Genomic DNA, 19411 nt, shown 5'->3' with positions numbered 1-19411 from the left:
CCTTTCCGGTGAGCCCGAATCTCTAACACAGGATACACTGCCCGGATGTGACGCCCACCTGAGCGAAACCCTGAAACAGCAGGAGGCAGACCCTGAAACTTCAGGAGAGGGTCTCGCCGTCTGCCTCGGCCTGATCTGACAGCCACACCATTCGCATACGTCGGGGCCCTGGCCGTGCCCGACCGGTCCGAAGAAAGGGGACCATCGCGAGGAGGCTGGTGCCACTCCAACTCGTCCGGATTCTCAGGCTGCCGCCGAACTGCTCCAGGCGCGCCTGCATGCCTGCAACGCCGACACCGAGACGGAGCGATCCATCCGGCCGGTCCCGCCTTACCATCCCATGTCCGTCGTCGCGGATGCGGACGATCACTCGCCCGGACGTAATTCGGGCCTTGACCGATACGTGCGAAGCATCGGCATGCCGATGAACGTTGGTGAGCGCCTCCTGCACCACGCGCAGAATCGCCCGCTGGAGTTCGAGCGGCAACTCATCGACCTCCTCCGGAATCCGAATCCGCGCAACGAGCCCCGTGCGCCCCGCGAAGCCCTCGGCAAAGTCCCGCAATGTGGCCTGGAGGCCGTCCTTTGCCAGATTCGGCGGATGCAGCAGATAAGTGAAGATGCGCAGCTCCCGGAGCGCCTCGTTGAGCAGGTTCTCAATCTCCGCAAATGCGGAGCGGGCTTCCGGAGTAACTACGACCGTTCTCTCGAGACCTGCCAGTCCGAGGTTTGCTGCCACCAGGTGCTGCGCCGTAGAATCGTGCAGCTCGCGGGCAATTCGCTGCCGCTCCTCTTCCTGGAGGGCGAGCAGCTGTCCCGACAGTTCGTTGACCTGCTTCTTCGCCCCGGTGACCTGATCGGACAGCGTTCGGAGCGGCTGCTCAACTTGGCGGGCCGTGAGCCAGGCGGCGATTCCTCCAGCGAGCAGGAGAAGAGATGCCGGTCCGGCCATCCGCCACAATGCGGCGGAGACTGGTGCATTGAGATCGGTCAGCGGCACCGTGACCACACTCGTCCAGTTCGTCGCGCCCGAATGACGGTAGGTGACGAAGACCGGGATCCCACGGTCATCTATGGTCTCCATGGTTCCCGTGATCGTGCTGTCCGGTCCCGCTTCGGCGAGGCGGCTGGCCAGGGCTGCGGGAACCGGCAGGTCCGACCCTTTGTGACCGTCCCTGTCGGCCACGATCGGCTGGAACTTGCGGTCGTAGAGTCCCTTCACCCAGCCGGCCGGAAGTGTCTGGTCATCGAGGATCGTGCCCAGCCGCACCTCCGTCAGGATGATCGTGAGATGCCCGTCCATCAGACCGTCCGGACCGTCGAGCCGGAGGCTGAGAGCCACGACGATGCTGCCCTTCAATGGAGCAAGCATCCGGCCGGAGACGGCCCATCTTCGATCCCGGATCCGCTCAAGGGCCTCGCGGTAGTTCGGGAAATCGACATGACGCGGCAGCGGCGATCCGTACGGGCGCAAAGTGTTGGCGACCTGCCGCTCGAGGTCGTTGAGGACCAGCCACGAGCCTTCCGGAACGGGCGTGGCTTTGAGTTGGTCGTAGAAGGCCTTGACGTCACCTGAGAGGAGCGCCGGGGATTTCGACAATCCCTTGAGGAGATAATTGACCGCCGCGACCTCCTGATCGAACCCGAAGGAGAGCGCCTTGGCCGCCTCCAGCGCACGGTGATCGATCGTGTGCCGCTCCTCCGCCGCGCGAGAGAGCAACAGCGCCGCAGCGACGAGGCATGCAGCAATGGTGGTGGCCATGAAGGTCAAGGCGATCCGCCGCCGCAAACGAGGCTGCATGCCCGAGAGGGATCGCGCAACCACCGGGACGGTGCCATTGCTCATGACGGCGATCTCCGGCCGCAGGGGCAACGCAACGGGACCGGGGTTGCGACAAGAGCCATCGGTCCGATTACGTATGGTAAACCCTGAGCCAGTCTGCTGTCGACCTGTTACAATGTGGGCGTGCAGGCCGGCAGACCTGCCCGCTCGCCAGATCCGGACACGAGACTGGCAGGTGGCATAAATCAGGGTCTACCCCCATCGATTTCAGGATCGACCCCGATAGACCCTCGGCCGCGAAAGGGGCGACACTGCCACATCCCAGGACGGGAGCAACGGTTCTTGCGGTTGTCCTCATCGGTCAAGTCGATGGCTCACGTGGTCAAGCGAGATCCCACAATCCGTCTAGGATGACTGCCTACCGAAGAGTCTTGGTCTTGTGCGCCAGCCCGTCACGCTGACAGCGCACCCTCGTTGAGGATGGATGCCATGGCTGATGCAGGTCTACTCTCACCGATGCCGGACGGCTCCATCGACCCGCCGCTGGCACATGACGGAATGACCTGGATCCCCGGCAGCACGTTCCACATGGGGTCAGACCGGCACTATCCCGAGGAGGCACCGGTCCATCGCGTCACTGTCGATGGGTTCTGGATTGACCGCACGCCGGTCACCAACCGCCAGTTCCGTGACTTCGTCCGCGCCACCGGGCACATCACGGTCGCGGAAACTGCGCCCGACCCGAAGGATTATCCCGGTGCCCTGCCGCACCTGCTCCATGCGGGTTCTCTTGTGTTCACCCCGCCGGACTATCCGGTCGATCTCCGTCACTTCAGCCAATGGTGGGCGTTGAAGCCCAGAGTGAACTGGCGCCGTCCCTATGGTCCGGGCTCATCGATCAAGGGTCTGGACGAACATCCGGTCGTGCATATCGCCTATGCCGATGCGGTGGCCTATGCCCGATGGGCCGGCAAGGACCTGCCGACCGAAGCCGAGTGGGAGTTCGCGGCCCGCGGCGGGCTCGATGGGGCCGAGTTCGCCTGGGGCGATGAGTTTACCCCGAATGGGCGCCAGATGGCCAACACGTGGCAGGGTGCCTTCCCGTTCCAGAACACGCATCTCGACGGCTACGAGCGGACGTCACCCGTGAGGGCCTTCCCGCCCAACGGCTACGGCCTCTACGACATGATCGGCAACGTTTGGGAATGGACAAGCGACTTCTACACGCCCAAGCATCCGGCCGATGCACCGAAGGCCTGCTGCATTCCCGAGAACCCGCGAGGCGGGACCGAGGACCAGAGCTATGCCCCCTGCGAGCCCGGGATCAGGATCCCGCGTCGGGTGCTGAAGGGCGGTTCGCATCTGTGCGCGCCCAATTACTGCCGCCGCTACCGTCCGGCAGCGCGTCACCCGCAGCCGGTCGACACCTCGACGAGCCATGTCGGCTTCCGCTGCATCATCAGAGAGAGGAAGATCCCATGACCAGTGATCGTGCGTCCTCACAAATGCCGGGCGGACGCTTCCGCATCCGGCGCATGCGGGCCAAAGCTGCCCTGATCGCGGCGACGGCGCTGGCCTCGGTGACGATGGCCGCTCCGGCCATCGCGCAGGCCCCGCAGCAAAAACCCAACATTCTGTTCATCATGGGCGACGACATCGGCTGGATGCAGCCGAGCATCTACCATCAGGGCATTGCGGTCGGCGAAACGCCAAACATCGACCGCATCGGCCGAGAGGGTGCGAAGTTCATGACCTATTACGCCGAGCAGAGCTGCACGGCGGGTCGCAACGCCTTCTTCACTGGCATGCATCCGCTCAGGACTGGCATGATCCCGCCGCAACTGCCCGGCAGCCCATCCTATCTGCGGCCCGGCACACCCGCACTCGCCAAGTTCCTGCACGACCTCGGCTACAACACCGGCGAGTTCGGCAAGAACCACCTGGGCGACCACACCGATGCGCTGCCGACCGCGCACGGGTTCCAGGAGTTCTGGGGCTACCTGTACCACCTCGACGCCATGCAGGGAGTGAGCTTCCCCGACATCAACAAGACGCCGACCGAGCAGACGGTCGCGCCGGTCTGCCGGAGCACACCGGTCCCCGGGCTACCCCTGGATCCCGCGGCGGTCGATCCCGCGACCACCCCGTGCCTGACGCCGCCGCGCCCCGTGCTCTGGTGCAAGTCGTCCGACGGAACTGCGGCGAACCAGACCTGCAAGGATGAAGGGCCGCTGACGCTCGAGCGCTCGAAGACCGTGGACGAGGAGATCTCGGCCAAGCTCATCGACTTCCTCGACCGCAACGACCCCGAGAAGACCAAGAAGCCGTTCTTCGCTTGGTATAACCCCGCCCGCATGCACGTCACGACCGTGCTGCCGGACAAGTACATGGCCATGGTGGGTGAGCCCGGCGGCAAGGATTGGGGCGTCAACGAAGCCGGCATGAAGCAAATGGACGACAACATCGGCTATGTGCTGAAGAAGCTTGAGGAGATGGGTGAACTCGACAACACGATCGTCGTGTTCACCACTGACAACGGCGCCGAGACGATCACCTTCCCCGACGGCGGCACCACCCCCTTCAAGGGTGGCAAGCTGTCCACCTGGGAGGGTGGCATGCGCGCGCCGCTGGTCGTGCGCTGGCCAGGACATATCGAGCCGGGAACGATCAAGAACGACATCTTCGCATCCCTCGACTGGCTGCCGACGTTCGTCGACATCGCTGGCGGAGCCAAGGGCAACGACCTGAAGGCGCAGATCGAGAGGGGCGAGTATCCTGGGATCGTCAAGACGACGCTCGATGGCGTCAATCAGCGTGCTTATCTGGAAGGCAGATCGGACAAGTCGGCCCGCGACACCTTCTTCTATTACTCGGGCAAGGATCCGTCCGCGGTGCGCTACAAGAACTGGAAGATCTACTTCGCGATGGTGTCCGATGCACCAACCGGGTTCCTGACCGGCGTCGTCCCCTACCATTGGACCCAGGTCGTCAACATCAAGCGCGATCCCTTCGAGACGTCGATCGGGCAGCAGGCGAAGACGCTCTTTAGCATGGCGGGTGCACTCGCAGGACCAGCCACGGCCTACATCTACGACTGGAACCTCCTGCCGATCGGCCAGGCGCTCTGGCTGAAGGAACTGGAAACCTACAGGAAGTTCCCACCAATGCAGGATCCGGCGAGCTACAACCTCGAGCAGGTGATGGAGCAGCTCAAGAAGCCGGCAGCGACCCCGGGCCAGTGACCTGAGCTAAGGCAAAACAATCAACCGGCAGGTCCGCTCACACCAGGTGCCCGCCGGTTGCAAGCCAGGAAGACCCGCAAGTCGCATCAATGACACCTGCGGGACGCGACAGGGGCTGACATCGACGACACTCAGAGGAATGGAGAGGAGATTGTCATGAAGAAGTCATTGTCGCTCGTAGTGCTGCCGTTGGCGTTTCTGTCCGCCGGCCCGGCTCTGGCGCAGTCGCCGGCCATGTGCGTCATCGCCGGCAATCGGGCCATCATGGGGGCGAACGTGGAGGCCGCCTTCGACGTCCAGGCCGGACAAGGATGCATGTCCGACATCAGCCCGCAAGGCACGCTCACCAGTTCGGAGATCAGCCAGCGGCCCCAGCACGGGACCGTGAAGATGGTCGACAAGGACACCTGGACCTATGAGCCCACTGCGGGCTACCGCGGTCCCGACGCCTTCGCGATCACCGCGAAGGGGCAGAGCGTGGACCAGAAGCCCGGCACCTCGGTGCTCAGCTTCAAGGTAACCGTGAAGTAACCGTAAAGGTCAGAAGGGCCGCTCATCCGGCTCCGACGAGAGACGCCGGGGTCTTGCGATCCCGGCGTCCGCAGGGAACCAAGCCGCCACGCGAGAGCGCCGCGGACATTCTCACTGTCACGTCCATCGAAGGGTACGACAATGCGCATGATGAGGAACCTGGGGCTCGGCCTTTTGGTATCGGCCGCGTCCGTGATCGCCACGCCGGCAACCGCGCAGCAGCAGAAACCCAACATCGTCGTAATCATGGCCGACGACATCGGCTTCTGGAACATCAGCGCCTACAACCGCGGCATGATGGGCTACCGCACCCCCAACATCGACCGCATCGCCAATGAGAGCGCTATCTTCAAAGACTATTACGGTCAGCAATCCTGTACTGCGTCGATGCTGTTCAACCTGCGCTCTGATCTCTTCGAGCGCACCTCATTCGATCGAGAAGCAGAGGGCTGAATATGACTGGATCATCAAGGCGTTGGTCTCTTGTGCTCGGTGTAGCCTTAGCTGGACTACTCGGAGGGGCATCGGTCGCGCAGGAACCGCAACATTATAGCCCCAAGGGAAAGATGCCCTCGCGCTACACAGTCGAAGCTCAACAACAGCAGCGAAGAGTTTTGCCACTTGCCGACAAGCAGGATTTCCAAGAGGCGAAACGTGGCTTTATTGCTGCGCCTTCCTACCGCAAGATCATGAATGACGAGGGCGGGATAGCCTGGGATATTGATAACTGGGCCTTTCTCCTGGCCGGGAAAGATTACGACAGCATCCATCCATCCTTGCAGCGTCAGGCACTGCTCAATATGGAATATGGCCTGTTCGAGGTTGTGCCGGGGATCTACCAGGTGCGCGGGTTCGACCTCGCAAACGTCTCGTTCATCCGAGGCAATACCGGGTGGATCGTGATTGATCCGCTGACAGTCAAAGAGACGGCGCGTGCTGCCCTCAGGTTCATCAACGAGAAGCTCGGCGAGCGCCCCGTCGTGGCAGTGATTATTTCCCATTCCCATGCCGACCATTTCGGCGGTATCCGAGGCGTCGTGGATAACGCCGCACTGGCAGCCGGGAAGGTGCAAATCATTGCCCCCAAGGGTTTCATCAACGAGTCAATCGCTGAAAATCTCTACGCCGGCAACGCAATGACCCGTCGTAAGAGCTATACGTATGGTGACCTTGTGCCGACGAGCCCTTACGGTCAGGTCGATGCATCCATTGGCAAGGCCGCTGCGAGTGGCGATGTCGGCATCCTGCCCCCAACCAAGAGCATCGAACAGCCGATCGAGGAACTGACAATCGACGGCGTGCGGATGGTTTTTCAGAATACTCCAGGCACCGAAGCGCCCGCGGAGATGAATACCTGGTTTCCGGATTACAAGGCATTCTGGGCTGCGGAGAACATCGTCAGCAGTCTTCACAACATCTTGACGCTGCGGGGAGCACCGGTTCGTGATGCACTGGCTTGGTCGCAGTACATTAACGTCGCACTCTATCAGTTTGGCGATCAGGCTGAAGTGTTGTTCGCATCGCACAGTTGGCCACGTTGGGGGAAAGAGCGGGTCGCTGAGGTGATGCGCGGACAACGGGACATGTATGCGAACTTGAACAATCAGGTGCTGCACTTGGCAAACAATGGCGTAACGATCAACCAGATCCACAATGTTTACGAGCCGCCTAAAAGTCTGCAGGAACTATGGTACGACCGCGGTTATCACGGCTCTTATCTGCATAACAGCCGTGCCGTGATCCAACGCTATCTTGGCTTCTGGGACCTGAATCCGGCAACACTGGTTCCATTGTCGCCGGAAGATTCTGCGCCACTTTACATCGAGATGATGGGTGGTGCCGCGAAGGTGATGGCGAAAGGCCAGGAACTTTACAATCAGGGCGAATATCGCCTCGCAATGGAAATTCTCAACAAATTGGCCTACGCGGAACCTGACAATCAAAACGCAAAAGACCTCCTCGCGGATACCTACGAGCAGATGGGCTATCAGTTCGAGAGCCCGAGCCTCCGCAACAGCTTCCTCGCAGGCGCCAAAGAACTCCGGGATGGTGTCGTCGCCGTGAAGGCCGCAAAAGCAGGCAGTCCTGATTTCGTGCGCGGAACGAGCACCGAGCTATTCCTCAATTACCTCGGCATCCAGATGGATAGCCGCAAGGCCGAGGGCATGAAGTTCAAGATCAACATCTCGACGCCTGATAACGGCGAGAAATTTGTAACCGAGATGAGCAATGCCACGCTGACAACGATTGCCGGGTATCAGGCCAGAGGTGCCGATCTGACAATCACAATCGATCGTCGCGAACTCGAGGACGTGATGATAGGAACGGCGAAGCTGGCAGACAAGGTCGCTGCTGGTAAGGCTAAACTGGAGGGTAATCCACAGGTGCTAACGCAGCTTGGCTCCACCATGGTCAAGTTTGACAATTGGTTCGAAGTTTTGCCGGGCACGAAGAAGGAAGCTGCACTGTCTTCAAAGTCCGAAGTTTTACAGGACGATGCGACCTACTACGAGGGACCCTAGCGCAAGGTCGGTTCGGCTCATTCGGAGGCGATGCGGAGTTGGGGATTCATGATTCCATTCATCGCGGCCCTCGCCTTTGGACGAAATGAGCGATGACCGACTCCTGCTCGCTGGATCGATGCATAACTCTTTTAAGCGTAGAGGAGGATACGATGACAAGAATCCTAATCTCAGCCCTTGCTCTCACCTTGACAGCCACAGCAGCGACAGCACAGGCCGGTCCGCCAACGTCACAACGTACATGCGGTGCCAATCGGCAGCTCGTCATGCGGGATGGCGCGGTTGTCCTCGACACCAGCCCGCAGACCTATGCCCGCTTCGTCAAGAACGGCTCGGAATGCCTGGTCGGCCAGTTCCCCGAGCCGGCATGGGTGCCGAGCTCCAACAATCCCCAATGCTTCATTGGCTACCGCTGCAAGGACGGATCCGACGACTTCTGAATTCGGGTTCGTGGAGACTGATAATCCTCCCACGTGCTCCTCAACCGCGTCTGTTGTGCATCCGAAAGGGATTGAACATGGATCCGATCGCTCCATCCGGTATCAACCGTCGCATTATACTCTCGACATTGGCCATGCTTCCAGTCCTGCCTGGGCTGCTCCGATCCATCCCTGCGGCGGCGCAGGTGTCGTCGACGGATGGCCCATTGCCGTCGTGGAACGATGGGGCAGCCAAACAGGCCATCCTCGACTTTGTGCGTGCCACCACCGATCAAACCAGCCAGAGCTACGTCCGTCCGGAGGAGCGTATCGCAACTTTCGACCAAGATGGAACGCTATGGGTTGAACACCCGATGTACTCGCAGGTGGTTTACTGCCTGGATCGCGTGCCGGCAGTAGTAGCTAAGCGGCCGGAACTCAGAAATGCCGAGCCCTTCAAGACTGTTCTCTCAGGCAATCGAGCCGCGATGGCGAAATTCTCGATGCAGGATCTCGAAAAGATTCTCGCCGCGACGCTGACCGGCATGACGGTGGAGGAGTTTAACGCCGAGGCCATGAAGTGGCTCGAAACGGCTCGGCATCCGCGTTGGCAGCGTCCCTACACCGAATTGGTTTATCAGCCCATGCTCGAAGTTCTGCGCCACCTGCGCGACAATGGTTACAAGACATACATCGTGACCGGCGGCGGCCAGGACTTCGTGCGCATCTACTCCGAACGGGTCTACGGCATCCCGCCCGAGCAGGTGGTCGGCACTGCGGGCGCGACGAAGTTCGGCTATGCCAAGGACGGCAAGCCGTTCCTGACCAAGGAGCCGAAGCTTCTGCTCAACGACAACAACGCCGGCAAGCCCGAAGGGATTCACCTGATGATCGGCCGTCGACCCCAAGCAGCATTCGGCAACTCGAATGGTGACCGCGAGATGCTGGAATGGACTGCAGCGGGTGATGGCGCTCGGCTCAAGATGCTGGTTCTGCACGATGACGCCACCCGCGAATACGCCTACGGCCCGGCCGCCGGACTGCCCGACACCAAGGTCGGTGCCCTCACGGCCGCGCTCTATGGCGAGGCCAGGAAGGATGGATGGTCAGTGATCAGCATGAAGAACGACTGGAAGCGCATCTTCGCATTCGAATAGGATCCCACCGATGGGGCGCAGGCAAACAATGAGGTTATCTCCATGGCATGGCGTGGAATTCTCGTTAGGGCAGTCGCTGTAGCACTCCTCGTCTCCGGCGGGCGCGATGCGGCAGCCCAGGCCTCGCCGCCGGAAACCCTCGCGGCACAACTGCGGTTACAGGGTCATCGCTGCGACGAGCCTGTGACGGCGCAACGAGACGCCCAACTTTCGAAACCGGACGAGACTGTGTGGAACGTGAGGTGTGGCAACGCATCCTACCGGATGCGCCTCACGCCAGACATGTCAGCCCGGATCGAGAAGCTCGATTAACAATGGTCTCAAGTCGTGACGAAAGCGTACGCTTACATTGCAGCATAGGTCCGGTTGACCTGACCTGCACGCTCACCAAAGGAGGTTTAGCCATGCGGGCTCAGAAATTAGCTTGCCTAGCTCTATTCGTCGGTGGCTTTTGCTTAGCACCCGGCGTCGCGCTGTCCCAGGACGCGACGACCAAACCCCATGTGCCGCTCTCGAAAACCATCGGCCAGACCACGCAGACAGGTCCGGTTCCGTCACTCGCCGTGCTCAACGCGGCAGGCGCGAAGCTGGAAGGCGGCAAGTTGACCCTGGTTGGTGTATCGCCGAGTTCAATCGTATTCGCCGATCGGCCCGTGCGGGCCGCAGGTCACGTGATGACCGAGCAGTTCATCATGCAATGGGATGAAGGCAAGGACAGCTTCGCCAAGGATCCGCCCAACGCCACTGTATCCACCCTGGGTGGTGATGGCTCGAAGGTCAGCGACGCCGTCGTCACGCTGAAAGCGCCCAAGCTTGAAGGTGGGAACCTGACCTTCGACGTTACGGTGCTGGAAGGGAGCCTGGCCGGATCGAGCGGACCCGCAGCACTGTTCATCGACCATTTCGGTGGTTTCGGTGGCGGCTTTGGTGGCTTCCACGCAGGGGGGGTCGGAGGTTTCCGCGCCGGTGGGTTCGACGCCGCGCGCTTTGGCGGATTCCGTGGCGACGCATGGGCTGGCGGCCGCTATTGGCACGCGCCCGTCTATCGTGGCGCCTGGTATGGGGCGAGTGCCGGGGCAGCGGCCGGTCTTGCCGCCGGTACGGTCCTTGGAGCGGCCGCAGCGGCCCCTTATTACGGGTATGGCCAGTGCGGCTTTTACCCGTATCCGCCATGCTACTGAAGGGGACAAGCTGAGGCGGGCGACGCTGCGACGCTGCGTCGGCACACTATGATCAACAAGAGCCGCAACCGGAAGATCATCGTTCCTGTTGAATCATAGCGCAGGGCGCAACGAACTGAGCCCAGGAGGCAAGCCATGACGGTTGCCCGCCCCACCGCGTTCTGGATCACGATCGCCGTCATCGCCCTGGTGATGCTGGTGATGCTGCATGAGATCCTGCTGCCATTCGCGGTCGGTATGGCCCTCGCCTACCTACTCGTCCCCGCCGTCGACAGGCTGGAGCGAGCCGGGATCAACCGTTCACTCGCAGCCCTCATGCTTGTTCTTCTACTGGTGTCCTGCTTTATTGGCCTGCTGCTGGTGATGCTGCCGGCGCTCGTCGGAGAGTTGAGATTCTTCATTGAAGAATTCCCACGCTATGTCACCCGGGTCCAGTCTCTCGCCGCCGATACGAGTCGACCCTGGCTGCATCAGGTCATGGGTCAGGAAATCCGGATCGAGGAATCGGTCACCCACGCGGTGGCCTCGATGGGTTCTGCTTGGCTTGATGAGCTCGTCCGCTCGGCATGGTCGGGCGGAAAGGCCCTTTTCTCACTTCTCTCGCTCCTCGTCGTGGTTCCGATCGTCGGCATTTACCTCTTGATCGACTGGGACGGAATGATCGCGGCGATCGACGGTTGGGTGCCGGCAAAGCACCGCGACGACATCTGGGCCGTTGGGAGAGAGATCCACGAGACGGTAGCCGGCTTCGTGCGCGGGCAGATCGTCATCTGCCTCATCTTGGCGGTATTCTACGCAGGAGCACTGCGGCTGACCGGGCTCAATCATGCCATCCTGATCGGCCTCACCGCCGGCCTGATCAGCTTTGTACCCTATCTGGGATTCGGTGTCGGTTTCGTCGTCGCAGCGTGCGTGGCAATCGCCCAGTTCTGGCCTGACTGGACGCCTCTGGCCATCGTGGCGGGCATTTTCCTGCTCGGCGAAACGATCGCCGATTATGTCCTGTCGCCGCGGATCATCGGCAGCCGCGTCAAGCTCAACCCGGTCTGGCTGATGTTCGCGCTGTTCGCTTTCGGGTATCTGTTCGGCTTCGTGGGCCTGCTGGTCGCGATTCCGCTGGCGGCATCCCTCGGAGTGATCCTGCGGTTCGCTATGAGGAAGGCGCTGGCCAGCCCTGACGTGGACGCCGCTGCGCCATTCGCACCAGATGTCGTTCCTTCAAAGCCAGTGGAGTCTGGACGAAGAGAGATCCAGCGTTCGCTTGAGTAGGCTTCCGCCTTGGTGCATCGCGATCTGGAAACAGCCGAAGGTGCGATGCTCGATCGTGACCGGGTGAAGGGCATGTGCCGGCGCCTCCTCGTCGAGCGGATCAGGCTCCGCCCTCCATTTGCGCCAGAGTCCTACGTCATTCCCTGTTTAACCGCGATAACGCAGCGCATCGACGAGCAAGGCGAAGGCTGGCGTGGGCTGCCGGCGGCTCGGGTAGTACAGGTGATACCCTGAAAACGGCGGGCACCAATCGGCTAGAACTTGGACCAGCCGTCCGTCTGCAAGGCATGCTTGAACCCGATCCTCGAGCAGGTATGCCAGTCCGTACCCGGCCACCGCCGCCTCCAGGGCCATGAGCGTGTTGTTGAACACGAGCCGCCCATCGACCTTCACCTTCACATCCCGACCGCACTTCTCGAACTCCCATGTTAGGAGGCCGCCGGATTGCATTCGGAGATTGATGCAATCGTGGGCGGTCAGATCCTCCGGTGTCCGCGGACGCGGCCGACGTTCGAGGTAGGACGGTGCGCCGACGACTGCCATGCGTGCGTCCGGCCCGATGCGGACCGCGACCATGTCCTTGGCCACCTGCTCGCCGAGCCGTACGCCAGCGTCGTAGCGCCCCACCACAATGTCGGTCATGGCGTTGTTGATATCGAGTTCCACCTTGATGTCTGGGTAGTCCGGCAGCAGCCGCTCCAACGCAGGCCAGAGAACCGTGTGGGCCGCGTGCTCACCGGTCGTAATGCGGATGGTTCCCGCAGGCTTCTCCCGGAACTCGCTCAAGGCGGCCATCCCGGCCTCGATCTCGTCGAGCAGCGGCCCCATCGTCGTAAGGACGCGCTCTCCTGCCGCGGTCGGCGCGACGCTGCGGGTGGTGCGGGTCAAAAGCCGAACTCCGAGCTGAGCCTCGAGCCCGCGCACTGTATGGCTCAGTGCCGACTGGGAAACCCCCAGCTTCGTTGCAGCCTTCGTGAAGCTCTGCTCCCTCGCGACCGCCAGAAAGGATTGGAGGTCATTGATGGTGTCCCGCGGCATTCATGAAAGTCCTTCATATGTTCATGCGGGTTTTAGCAGCTAGTTGAGGGTAGTCCCAATCACTAGATCGTTGGCTGTTACCTCATCGGCCGCCCTTGCGCTCCTGAGGCTCAATCAACGGAGAACAGACATGCAAAAGCGAACACTTGGCAGGAAGGGGCTCGAAGTCTCGGCCCTAGGCCTCGGTTGCATGGGCCTGAGCCACGGCTACGGCCCGGCCACTGATACTCAAGATGCGATCAAGCTCATCCGCACCGCCTACGAGCGTGGGGTGACCTTCTTCGACACCGCGCAGGTCTATGGTCCGTTCACCAACGAAGAGGTGGTCGGTGAGGCGCTGGAGCCGATCCGGGACCAGGTGGTGATCGCCACCAAGTTCGGCTTCGAACTGCCGAGCCCCAACGGAGAGCAGAGCCTGAACAGCCGTCCCAACTATATTAGGCAGTCCGTCGACGGGTCGCTGAAGCGTCTGCGTACCGACGTGATCGATCTTCTCTACCAGCACCGCGTCGATCCGGACGTGCCGATCGAGGATGTCGCCGGGACCGTGAAGGACCTGATCGCCGAGGGCAAGGTCAGGCATTTCGGTCTGTCGGAGGCCAGCGCGGGGACCATCCGCCGGGCGCATGCCGTCCAGCCCATCACCGCCCTGCAAAGCGAGTATTCCCTGTGGTGGCGCGAGCCGGAGAACGAGATCATCCCGACGCTTGAGGAATTGGGAATCGGCCTGGTGCCGTTCAGCCCACTGGGTAAGGGATTCCTCACCGGGACCATCGACACGAACACCAAGTTCGACGGCAACGACTTCCGCACCATCGTGCCCCGCTTCTCGCAAGAAGCTCGCAAGGCGAACCAGGGCCTCGTCGATCTCCTCGGGCAGATCGCGTCCGCGAAGCATGGGAAGCCCGCCCAGATCGCACTGGCGTGGCTGCTGGCGCGCAAGCCTTGGATCGTGCCGATTCCCGGAACGACGAAGCTCCATCGGCTCGAAGAGAATATCGGCGCGGTCGATTTCGAACTGACAGCCGGCGATCTTCAGAGGATCGAGGAGGCCCTCTCCACGATCACCGTGCAGGGGGACCGCTATCCGGCACACCTGCAAGCGCGTGTCGGTCGCTGAACCAGACACATCAAGCAAGAGCGATGTTCCGTTTCACGTTCAATGCCATCGGAACCACCTGGGAGATCGAGACGCCATCGCCGCTGGAGATGCCGGCGCGACGGCGGATCCTTGAGCGGTTCGACGCGACCTATTCGCGGTTCCGGCCGGACTCTTTGGTTTCGCGGATCGCGTCTTTGACCGAGGGCGGATGCGTCACCTTCCCGGAGGAGGCGGTCGCGCTCTTCGATCTTTACGATCGACTGCATGCCTGCACCGAGGGTGCGGTCGATCCGCTGGTGGGCGTGATCTGGAATTGCTCGGCTATGACCAAACCTACTCGTTGACGCCCGATGTTGCCGGGATTCGCAATCATTCTCTTGCAAGGCCGCGTTGGTCGACTGATGTTCGACGCGAAGGCTCGTCACTCCTCACCCAACGTCCGCTCGTGATCGACGTCGGTGCGGCCGGCAAAGGATACCTCGTCGACATCATCGCCGACATCCTGCGCGACGAAGGCTTCACGAGCTTCCTCGTCGACGGCAGCGGAGACCTGCTCCATGCAGGCGACGATGCCCTACGGATCGGGCTGGAGCATCCCTTCAATGCCGGTCTCGCCATCGGCGTGGCACACCTGAAGGATCGCGCCCTGTGCGCCTCGGCCGTGAACCGGCGCGCCTGGGGTGACAGACTGCATCACGTGATTGATGGGCGCACTGGCATGCCGACAGACGACGTGGTCTCGACCTGTGTCGTCGCGGACGACGCGGCGACGGCCGACGGACTGGCGACCGCCCTCTTCTTCGTCCCGGCAGAGCGCCTGGCTCACGCGTTCCAGTTCTCCTGGGTCCGGATGCTCGCCGACGGCCATGCCGAAGCCTCCGCCGACTTCGACGGTGAACTCTTCACATGAACGGAAGGACAGCGACATGACGATGGCAAGAAGGATGAGACAGATAGTAATAATTCCGGCGGCTCTGATGCTGACGGGAGACTTGACCTCCGGACCGAGTGCACAAGAGCTTGCACCAACGCCCCGTATGGGCACGCCTCCAGCACCATCTCCCCGAAATCGCTATGCGGATGGCGTTTACACGGCAACCGGACAGTACGGAGGCCAACCATCGTTCATCACAGTCAAAGCAACCTTGGCCAATGGGGTGATAACTTCAGTGGAAGTTACCCCACACGCGACTGTCCCTCGCTCGCTTGAATTGCAGCGCCGTTTTGCGGCGGCTGTGCCGAAGATTGTAGTGGGGAAACCCATCGATCAGGTGAACGTCGGCAAACTCGCAGGGTCCAGTGGAACGCCTGAGGGCTTCGATGCCGCGATCCGGCAAATCAGAGAACAGGCGTCGCGATGATCCAGCATGAATGCCCACCAGGCAGTTCATGAAAGATGTTCATAGGCTCATGCGGCATTCCCCGTCTAATCGATCGCAGTCTCCGTGATTAGGTTCGAAGCAAGCCACCTCCCTATGGACAGGGTGACATTCAATGGAGCAATTCATGCCAGAGATAGAAACCCACAAAACTGATCCGAACCGGCGCAAGTTTCTGATCGCGGCAGCGGGAGTGGCAGCAGCCCCAATGGTCGGCGGTGCGTCTTTCTCGGCGAACGCCCAGCAGGGCGCGCAAGGGGTTGGCAACGGCGGTCAGGGCTCCGGCGGTACAACCTTGAAGGAACGCCGCAAGCTCGGCTCGCTGGAGGTCTCCAGCGTGGGCCTCGGCGTCCAGAACATGCACCGGACCTACCAGACGACGATCCCCAGCCGGCCCAAGATGCTCAACATCATTAGGACAGCCTTCGACCGTGGCGTGACCTTCTTCGACTGTGCTGAAGCTTACGGCCCCCACGAGTGCGAACGGATCCTCGGCGAAGCCATCACATCGTTCCGCGACAAGGTCGTCATCACTTCGAAGTTCGGCTGGGACGTCGATCTGGAGACGGGAGAGCGGCGGCCGGGTCTCGTCAGCCGTCCGGAGCGCATCAAGGCGGCCGTCGAGGGCATGCTGAGGCGCCTGCGGACCGATCGCATCGATCTCCTCTACCAGCACCGGGTCGATCCGCAGGTGCCGATCGAGGATGTCGCCGGCGCGGTCAAGGATCTGATGGCGCAAGGCAAGGTCCTGCATTGGGGTCTGTCCGAGATGGGACTGAAAACGCTGCGGCGGGCTCATGCCGCCCTGCCTGTCACCGCCGTCCAGAGCGAATACTCGATGCTGTGGCGCGGGCCGGAAGAGGCGGTACTCTCGCTTTGCCAGGAACTCGGCATCGGCTTCGTCCCATGGAGCCCGCTTGGGGTGGGCTTCCTGACCGGGGCCATCGACGCCAGGACGCGGTTTGCACAAGGAGACATCCGCGGGATCGAATCCCGCTTCTCGCCGGAGAACCTGCCGCACAACCTGGCGCTCGTCGCCCTGCTGAGGAGCTGGGCCGAACGCAAACAGGCTACTCCGGCGCAGATTGCGCTGGCCTGGCTGATGGCGCAGAAACCCTGGATCGTTCCCATCCCGGGCACGACCCAGATGCCGCACATGCTCGAGAACATCGGCGCGTCCGCGGTGCAGTTCACAGGGTCCGAAGTGGCCGAATTGAACCGCGCCGTTGCGGCGATTCAGGTCCGAGGCGCGCGTCTCCCGGATGCAGTGCTGGTCTTCTCGGGTGTGGAAGCACCTCCCAAGACCTGATCCCCCCGACGATGACAACATCCCGTGAAGGGGCGCAGCAAGGACGCTGCGCTCGTTCCAAACTGCTCTGATGCCCAACTGGTGCGAGATTCCTTGTGAAGTCCCCGAGATTGCGCTTTCCCTTGATTGCCCTGGCGTCTGCCGCCGTCATGCTTGTCGGCTGGCAGGCGCTTGCCGAGAGCAATCGCGTGACGTTTCCGACCCTTGAGAAGCTGGTGCACTACACGACTGTCCGGCGCGGCAACGTGACGGAACACATCATGACCACGCCGGAGGCTATCGAGGCCGTCAAAAAGGGCCAGCCGGTCCCGTCAGGCACGCACTTCGTGCTGGTCGACTACCGCGAGGGCGAAGTCTTCCGGTACTTCGTCATGGAGAAGGGCGACGGATGGGGCGGTGATTACGAAGCCGCTCGCAAAACCGGCGACTCGCAGTTCCAATGGTTCAAGCCCGACAGGATCATCAACATGAGCGAGAACACCGCCCGCTGTCAGTCCTGCCACCAGAGCCAGTCGGGAAGTGAGTACCTGTATACGGGATACCGCATCCCCCGATTCAACGGCACGCCGATCGAATGAACCCGGGAGGCAGATCTTGAGCTCCATGTTCCTGACGCGGCTGGTGTTCGACCTGATCGCAGCCGGCCTGCTGCTGCTCGGTCTTGCCTATTGGTGGCTGGGCAACACGGTCCACGAGCTGGCTGGCACGGGCATGTTCCTGCTGGTCATCGTGCACAACATCTTCAATCGGCGCTGGTACGGCAGGATCCCCAAGGAGAGACGTCACAGGCGTGGATTGTTCAACATCGGGATCACCTTGTTTTTGTTGATCGCGATGCTGTCGCTGCTCGTGACCAGCGTCCTGATCTCCAACACGCTGTCCGGCTTCATGTCGGCCTATGGCGGCTTCACCGTGCGGCAGATCCATACCCTCGCCGCATACTGGGTCCTCATTATCGTCTCCATCCACCTGGGCCTGCGCTGGCCGATGATAATGGGCTTGTCACGCAACCTGTTCGGCATCTCGAAGGCGAGCATCGTGCGCGCTACCGCACTTCGGGCAGCTGCCGTCGCCATTGCGATCCATGGCATCTGGAGTTCGTTCGAGCTGCGCCTCGGCACCAAGCTCACCATGCAGGTCACGCTCGACTGGTGGAATTTCGAGGAGTCGGTGGCAGGCTTCTTCGTCCACTTTGCGGCGATCGCGGGGCTCTACATGACTCTGACTTACTACGCGATGAAATGGATGCAGCATCGGAGGGCTATGAACTCATTGATCGGTCGGAGGACGGAGATCCCGCGAGGGCAGAAGACGGCCACGCATTCCGACCGTCCGACGGCGTTCAATGATCAACAAGCTATTAGGTAATTCGTAAATGGGCATTCTCGCATTGCCGTCCGCTGCCATGGCGCTGTCCCTGTTCCTGCTGTCGACCTGCTCGGCGGCGAAAGCGAGCGAGGCCGCCTTGGCACGTGACAGGCCCGGCGAGAGCAGAGAGCAGACGACCGGCGGAGCCAAGGCGGTTCCCCTGTCCGCCAACAGCACGATCCGGGACATCCTGAACCATCCGGCGTTCACGGGGTTCGGTCGGCGGATATTGCCCTGGGATGACCGTCCCTATGACGAGAACATGCCGCTGGCCGACATCGGCTCGCTCCTGCCGTACCACACGCAGGTCCGTCCCGAGACCGTCGTGGGATCGTTAAACCGCATGATCGATGACGTCGGCAAGGGCATAACCGTCTTCTACGACATCTACACAGAAGCGCAGAAGCGGGCTGATCCGACGAAGGAGCATACCGGGTTGTTCTTCTTCCGCGGCAGGCCGGGAGCACCCTTCGCGGTCGTTTCGCCCGGGGGCGGGTTCTCCTATGTCGGCTCCGTCCACGAAGGTTTTCCCTATGCAGCCGAGATCAGCAGCAAGGGATACAATGCTTTCGTCCTGAAATACCGGGTGGGACAAGGCGGAGCAGTCGCCACCCAGGATCTGGCTGCGGCCATCTCCTACATCTTCGAGAATGTCGGCACTCTCGGGGTCAGTACTCAAGAGTATTCCCTATGGGGCAGTTCCGCGGGCGCCAGAATGGCAGCGTCAATCGGCTCGCACGGCGTCGCCCGATATGGAGGCAAGAACCTGCCGAAGCCGTCCACTGTCGTGATGGCCTACACGGGCCATTCAGACTTCTCCGACAATGAACCTCCTACTTTCGTGGCCGTGGGCGAGCAGGATGGGATAGCCCCTCCCTCTGCGATGGAAAGGCGGGTTGCGGCACTGCGCAAGGCCGGCACGGAGGTAGAATACCGGAAGTACAAAGATCTCGGTCACGGCTTCGGGCTCGGTATCGGCACGAACGCCGAAGGGTGGATAGGCGATGCCATTCAGTTTTGGGGAAGGTCCACCAAGACAAGGAACAGAGACTGAAAAGAGAGTGCTCAGGATTATCGATCCAAGCCCTGCCTTGAAGCCTCCCCATCGCTG

The 19411-nt window shown here is 61.6% G+C and carries 19 protein-coding genes; 17 read left to right on the top strand and 2 right to left on the bottom strand.

Annotated features, from left to right (window positions below; all coding sequences use genetic code 11):
• Positions 1-100: 100 nt before the first annotated feature.
• On the bottom strand, positions 101-1846 hold the full coding sequence (locus ILT44_RS18740) for a sensor histidine kinase (protein ID WP_204241134.1): 1746 nt from the start codon (positions 1844-1846) through the stop codon (positions 101-103).
• Positions 1847-2272: 426 nt separating this feature from the next.
• On the opposite strand from ILT44_RS18740, the gene ILT44_RS18735 reads away from it, so the two are divergent.
• The 10 genes from ILT44_RS18735 (at position 2273) to ILT44_RS18690 (ending at position 12104) form a co-directional block, all read left to right on the top strand.
• The gene (locus ILT44_RS18735; protein ID WP_204241133.1) at positions 2273-3265 is read left to right on the top strand and encodes a formylglycine-generating enzyme family protein; all 993 of its coding nucleotides are present in this window, start codon (positions 2273-2275) and stop codon (positions 3263-3265) included.
• Positions 3266-3369: 104 nt separating this feature from the next.
• The gene (locus tag ILT44_RS18730) at positions 3370-5025 is read left to right on the top strand and encodes an arylsulfatase (RefSeq protein WP_239468367.1); all 1656 of its coding nucleotides are present in this window, start codon (positions 3370-3372) and stop codon (positions 5023-5025) included.
• Positions 5026-5181: 156 nt separating this feature from the next.
• On the top strand, positions 5182-5556 hold the full coding sequence (locus ILT44_RS18725; RefSeq protein ID WP_204241131.1) for an Ig-like domain-containing protein: 375 nt from the start codon (positions 5182-5184) through the stop codon (positions 5554-5556).
• A 141-nt stretch (positions 5557-5697) separates the two neighbouring features.
• On the top strand, positions 5698-6009 hold the full coding sequence (locus ILT44_RS18720; protein ID WP_372441185.1) for a sulfatase-like hydrolase/transferase: 312 nt from the start codon (positions 5698-5700) through the stop codon (positions 6007-6009).
• Positions 6010-6122: 113 nt separating this feature from the next.
• Positions 6123-8078 carry an alkyl/aryl-sulfatase gene (locus ILT44_RS18715; RefSeq protein WP_204241129.1) on the top strand — a complete coding sequence of 652 codons (1956 nt, stop codon included), beginning with the start codon at positions 6123-6125 and terminating at the stop codon, positions 8076-8078.
• Positions 8079-8230: 152 nt separating this feature from the next.
• Positions 8231-8518 (top strand): hypothetical protein, encoded by a 288-nt coding sequence (locus ILT44_RS18710; protein ID WP_204241128.1) that lies wholly within the window; start codon positions 8231-8233, stop codon positions 8516-8518.
• A 134-nt stretch (positions 8519-8652) separates the two neighbouring features.
• The gene (locus ILT44_RS18705) at positions 8653-9654 is read left to right on the top strand and encodes an HAD family hydrolase (protein WP_204241127.1); all 1002 of its coding nucleotides are present in this window, start codon (positions 8653-8655) and stop codon (positions 9652-9654) included.
• A gap of 42 nt (positions 9655-9696) precedes the next feature.
• Positions 9697-9966 carry a hypothetical protein gene (locus tag ILT44_RS18700; protein ID WP_204241126.1) on the top strand — a complete coding sequence of 90 codons (270 nt, stop codon included), beginning with the start codon at positions 9697-9699 and terminating at the stop codon, positions 9964-9966.
• A gap of 92 nt (positions 9967-10058) precedes the next feature.
• The gene (locus ILT44_RS18695) at positions 10059-10835 is read left to right on the top strand and encodes a hypothetical protein (RefSeq protein ID WP_204241125.1); all 777 of its coding nucleotides are present in this window, start codon (positions 10059-10061) and stop codon (positions 10833-10835) included.
• Between the two features lie 135 nt (positions 10836-10970).
• Entirely contained in the window at positions 10971-12104 is a 1134-nt protein-coding gene (locus ILT44_RS18690; RefSeq protein WP_204241124.1) for an AI-2E family transporter, read from the top strand.
• 147 nt (positions 12105-12251) lie between these two features.
• Here the strand turns inward: ILT44_RS18690 and ILT44_RS18685 are convergent, their stop codons facing one another.
• A complete protein-coding gene (locus ILT44_RS18685) occupies positions 12252-13142 on the bottom strand; it encodes a LysR family transcriptional regulator (protein ID WP_204241123.1) in 891 nt (296 codons plus the stop codon).
• Positions 13143-13272: 130 nt separating this feature from the next.
• Between ILT44_RS18685 and ILT44_RS18680 the strand changes: the two genes are divergently transcribed.
• From ILT44_RS18680 to ILT44_RS18650, 7 genes are all read left to right on the top strand, one after another.
• The gene (locus ILT44_RS18680) at positions 13273-14262 is read left to right on the top strand and encodes an aldo/keto reductase (RefSeq protein ID WP_204241122.1); all 990 of its coding nucleotides are present in this window, start codon (positions 13273-13275) and stop codon (positions 14260-14262) included.
• 23 nt (positions 14263-14285) lie between these two features.
• Positions 14286-14588 carry an FAD:protein FMN transferase gene (locus ILT44_RS31500; protein ID WP_204241121.1) on the top strand — a complete coding sequence of 101 codons (303 nt, stop codon included), beginning with the start codon at positions 14286-14288 and terminating at the stop codon, positions 14586-14588.
• Entirely contained in the window at positions 14558-15154 is a 597-nt protein-coding gene (locus ILT44_RS18670) for an FAD:protein FMN transferase (protein WP_204241120.1), read from the top strand. The genes ILT44_RS31500 and ILT44_RS18670 overlap by 31 nt, the downstream gene beginning before the upstream one ends.
• Positions 15155-15750: 596 nt before the next feature.
• Positions 15751-16932: an aldo/keto reductase gene (locus tag ILT44_RS18665; RefSeq protein ID WP_204241119.1), complete on the top strand. Its 1182-nt coding sequence runs from the start codon at positions 15751-15753 to the stop codon at positions 16930-16932.
• 149 nt (positions 16933-17081) lie between these two features.
• Positions 17082-17510, top strand: a complete 429-nt coding sequence (locus ILT44_RS18660; RefSeq protein WP_239468366.1) for a cytochrome P460 family protein — start codon at positions 17082-17084, stop codon at positions 17508-17510.
• 25 nt (positions 17511-17535) lie between these two features.
• Positions 17536-18300, top strand: coding sequence for a DUF4405 domain-containing protein (locus ILT44_RS18655; protein WP_239468365.1), 765 nt, complete (start codon positions 17536-17538; stop codon positions 18298-18300).
• A 7-nt stretch (positions 18301-18307) separates the two neighbouring features.
• A complete protein-coding gene (locus ILT44_RS18650) occupies positions 18308-19354 on the top strand; it encodes an alpha/beta hydrolase (RefSeq protein ID WP_204241116.1) in 1047 nt (348 codons plus the stop codon).
• Positions 19355-19411: the final 57 nt, after the last annotated feature.

The organism is Microvirga arvi, assembly GCF_016892765.1.
Classification (GTDB): domain Bacteria; phylum Pseudomonadota; class Alphaproteobacteria; order Rhizobiales; family Beijerinckiaceae; genus Microvirga; species Microvirga arvi.
Note: the sequence above shows the minus strand (reverse complement) of the source record. Positions and strands in the feature narration are given on the sequence as shown.

Coding starts and splice junctions, on each gene's coding strand:
- ILT44_RS18655 (WP_239468365.1), top strand. CDS start 17,536: ATGTTCCTGACGCGGCTGGTGTTCGACCTGATCGCAGCCGGCCTGCTG.
- ILT44_RS18725 (WP_204241131.1), top strand. CDS start 5,182: ATGAAGAAGTCATTGTCGCTCGTAGTGCTGCCGTTGGCGTTTCTGTCC.
- ILT44_RS18735 (WP_204241133.1), top strand. CDS start 2,273: ATGGCTGATGCAGGTCTACTCTCACCGATGCCGGACGGCTCCATCGAC.
- ILT44_RS31500 (WP_204241121.1), top strand. CDS start 14,286: ATGTTCCGTTTCACGTTCAATGCCATCGGAACCACCTGGGAGATCGAG.
- ILT44_RS18730 (WP_239468367.1), top strand. CDS start 3,370: ATGGCCGCTCCGGCCATCGCGCAGGCCCCGCAGCAAAAACCCAACATT.
- ILT44_RS18690 (WP_204241124.1), top strand. CDS start 10,971: ATGACGGTTGCCCGCCCCACCGCGTTCTGGATCACGATCGCCGTCATC.
- ILT44_RS18740 (WP_204241134.1), bottom strand. CDS start 1,846: ATGAGCAATGGCACCGTCCCGGTGGTTGCGCGATCCCTCTCGGGCATG.
- ILT44_RS18700 (WP_204241126.1), top strand. CDS start 9,697: ATGGCATGGCGTGGAATTCTCGTTAGGGCAGTCGCTGTAGCACTCCTC.
- ILT44_RS18705 (WP_204241127.1), top strand. CDS start 8,653: ATGCTTCCAGTCCTGCCTGGGCTGCTCCGATCCATCCCTGCGGCGGCG.
- ILT44_RS18720 (WP_372441185.1), top strand. CDS start 5,698: ATGCGCATGATGAGGAACCTGGGGCTCGGCCTTTTGGTATCGGCCGCG.
- ILT44_RS18695 (WP_204241125.1), top strand. CDS start 10,059: ATGCGGGCTCAGAAATTAGCTTGCCTAGCTCTATTCGTCGGTGGCTTT.
- ILT44_RS18660 (WP_239468366.1), top strand. CDS start 17,082: ATGCTTGTCGGCTGGCAGGCGCTTGCCGAGAGCAATCGCGTGACGTTT.
- ILT44_RS18680 (WP_204241122.1), top strand. CDS start 13,273: ATGCAAAAGCGAACACTTGGCAGGAAGGGGCTCGAAGTCTCGGCCCTA.
- ILT44_RS18650 (WP_204241116.1), top strand. CDS start 18,308: ATGGGCATTCTCGCATTGCCGTCCGCTGCCATGGCGCTGTCCCTGTTC.
- ILT44_RS18715 (WP_204241129.1), top strand. CDS start 6,123: ATGCCCTCGCGCTACACAGTCGAAGCTCAACAACAGCAGCGAAGAGTT.
- ILT44_RS18710 (WP_204241128.1), top strand. CDS start 8,231: ATGACAAGAATCCTAATCTCAGCCCTTGCTCTCACCTTGACAGCCACA.
- ILT44_RS18665 (WP_204241119.1), top strand. CDS start 15,751: ATGCCAGAGATAGAAACCCACAAAACTGATCCGAACCGGCGCAAGTTT.
- ILT44_RS18685 (WP_204241123.1), bottom strand. CDS start 13,142: ATGCCGCGGGACACCATCAATGACCTCCAATCCTTTCTGGCGGTCGCG.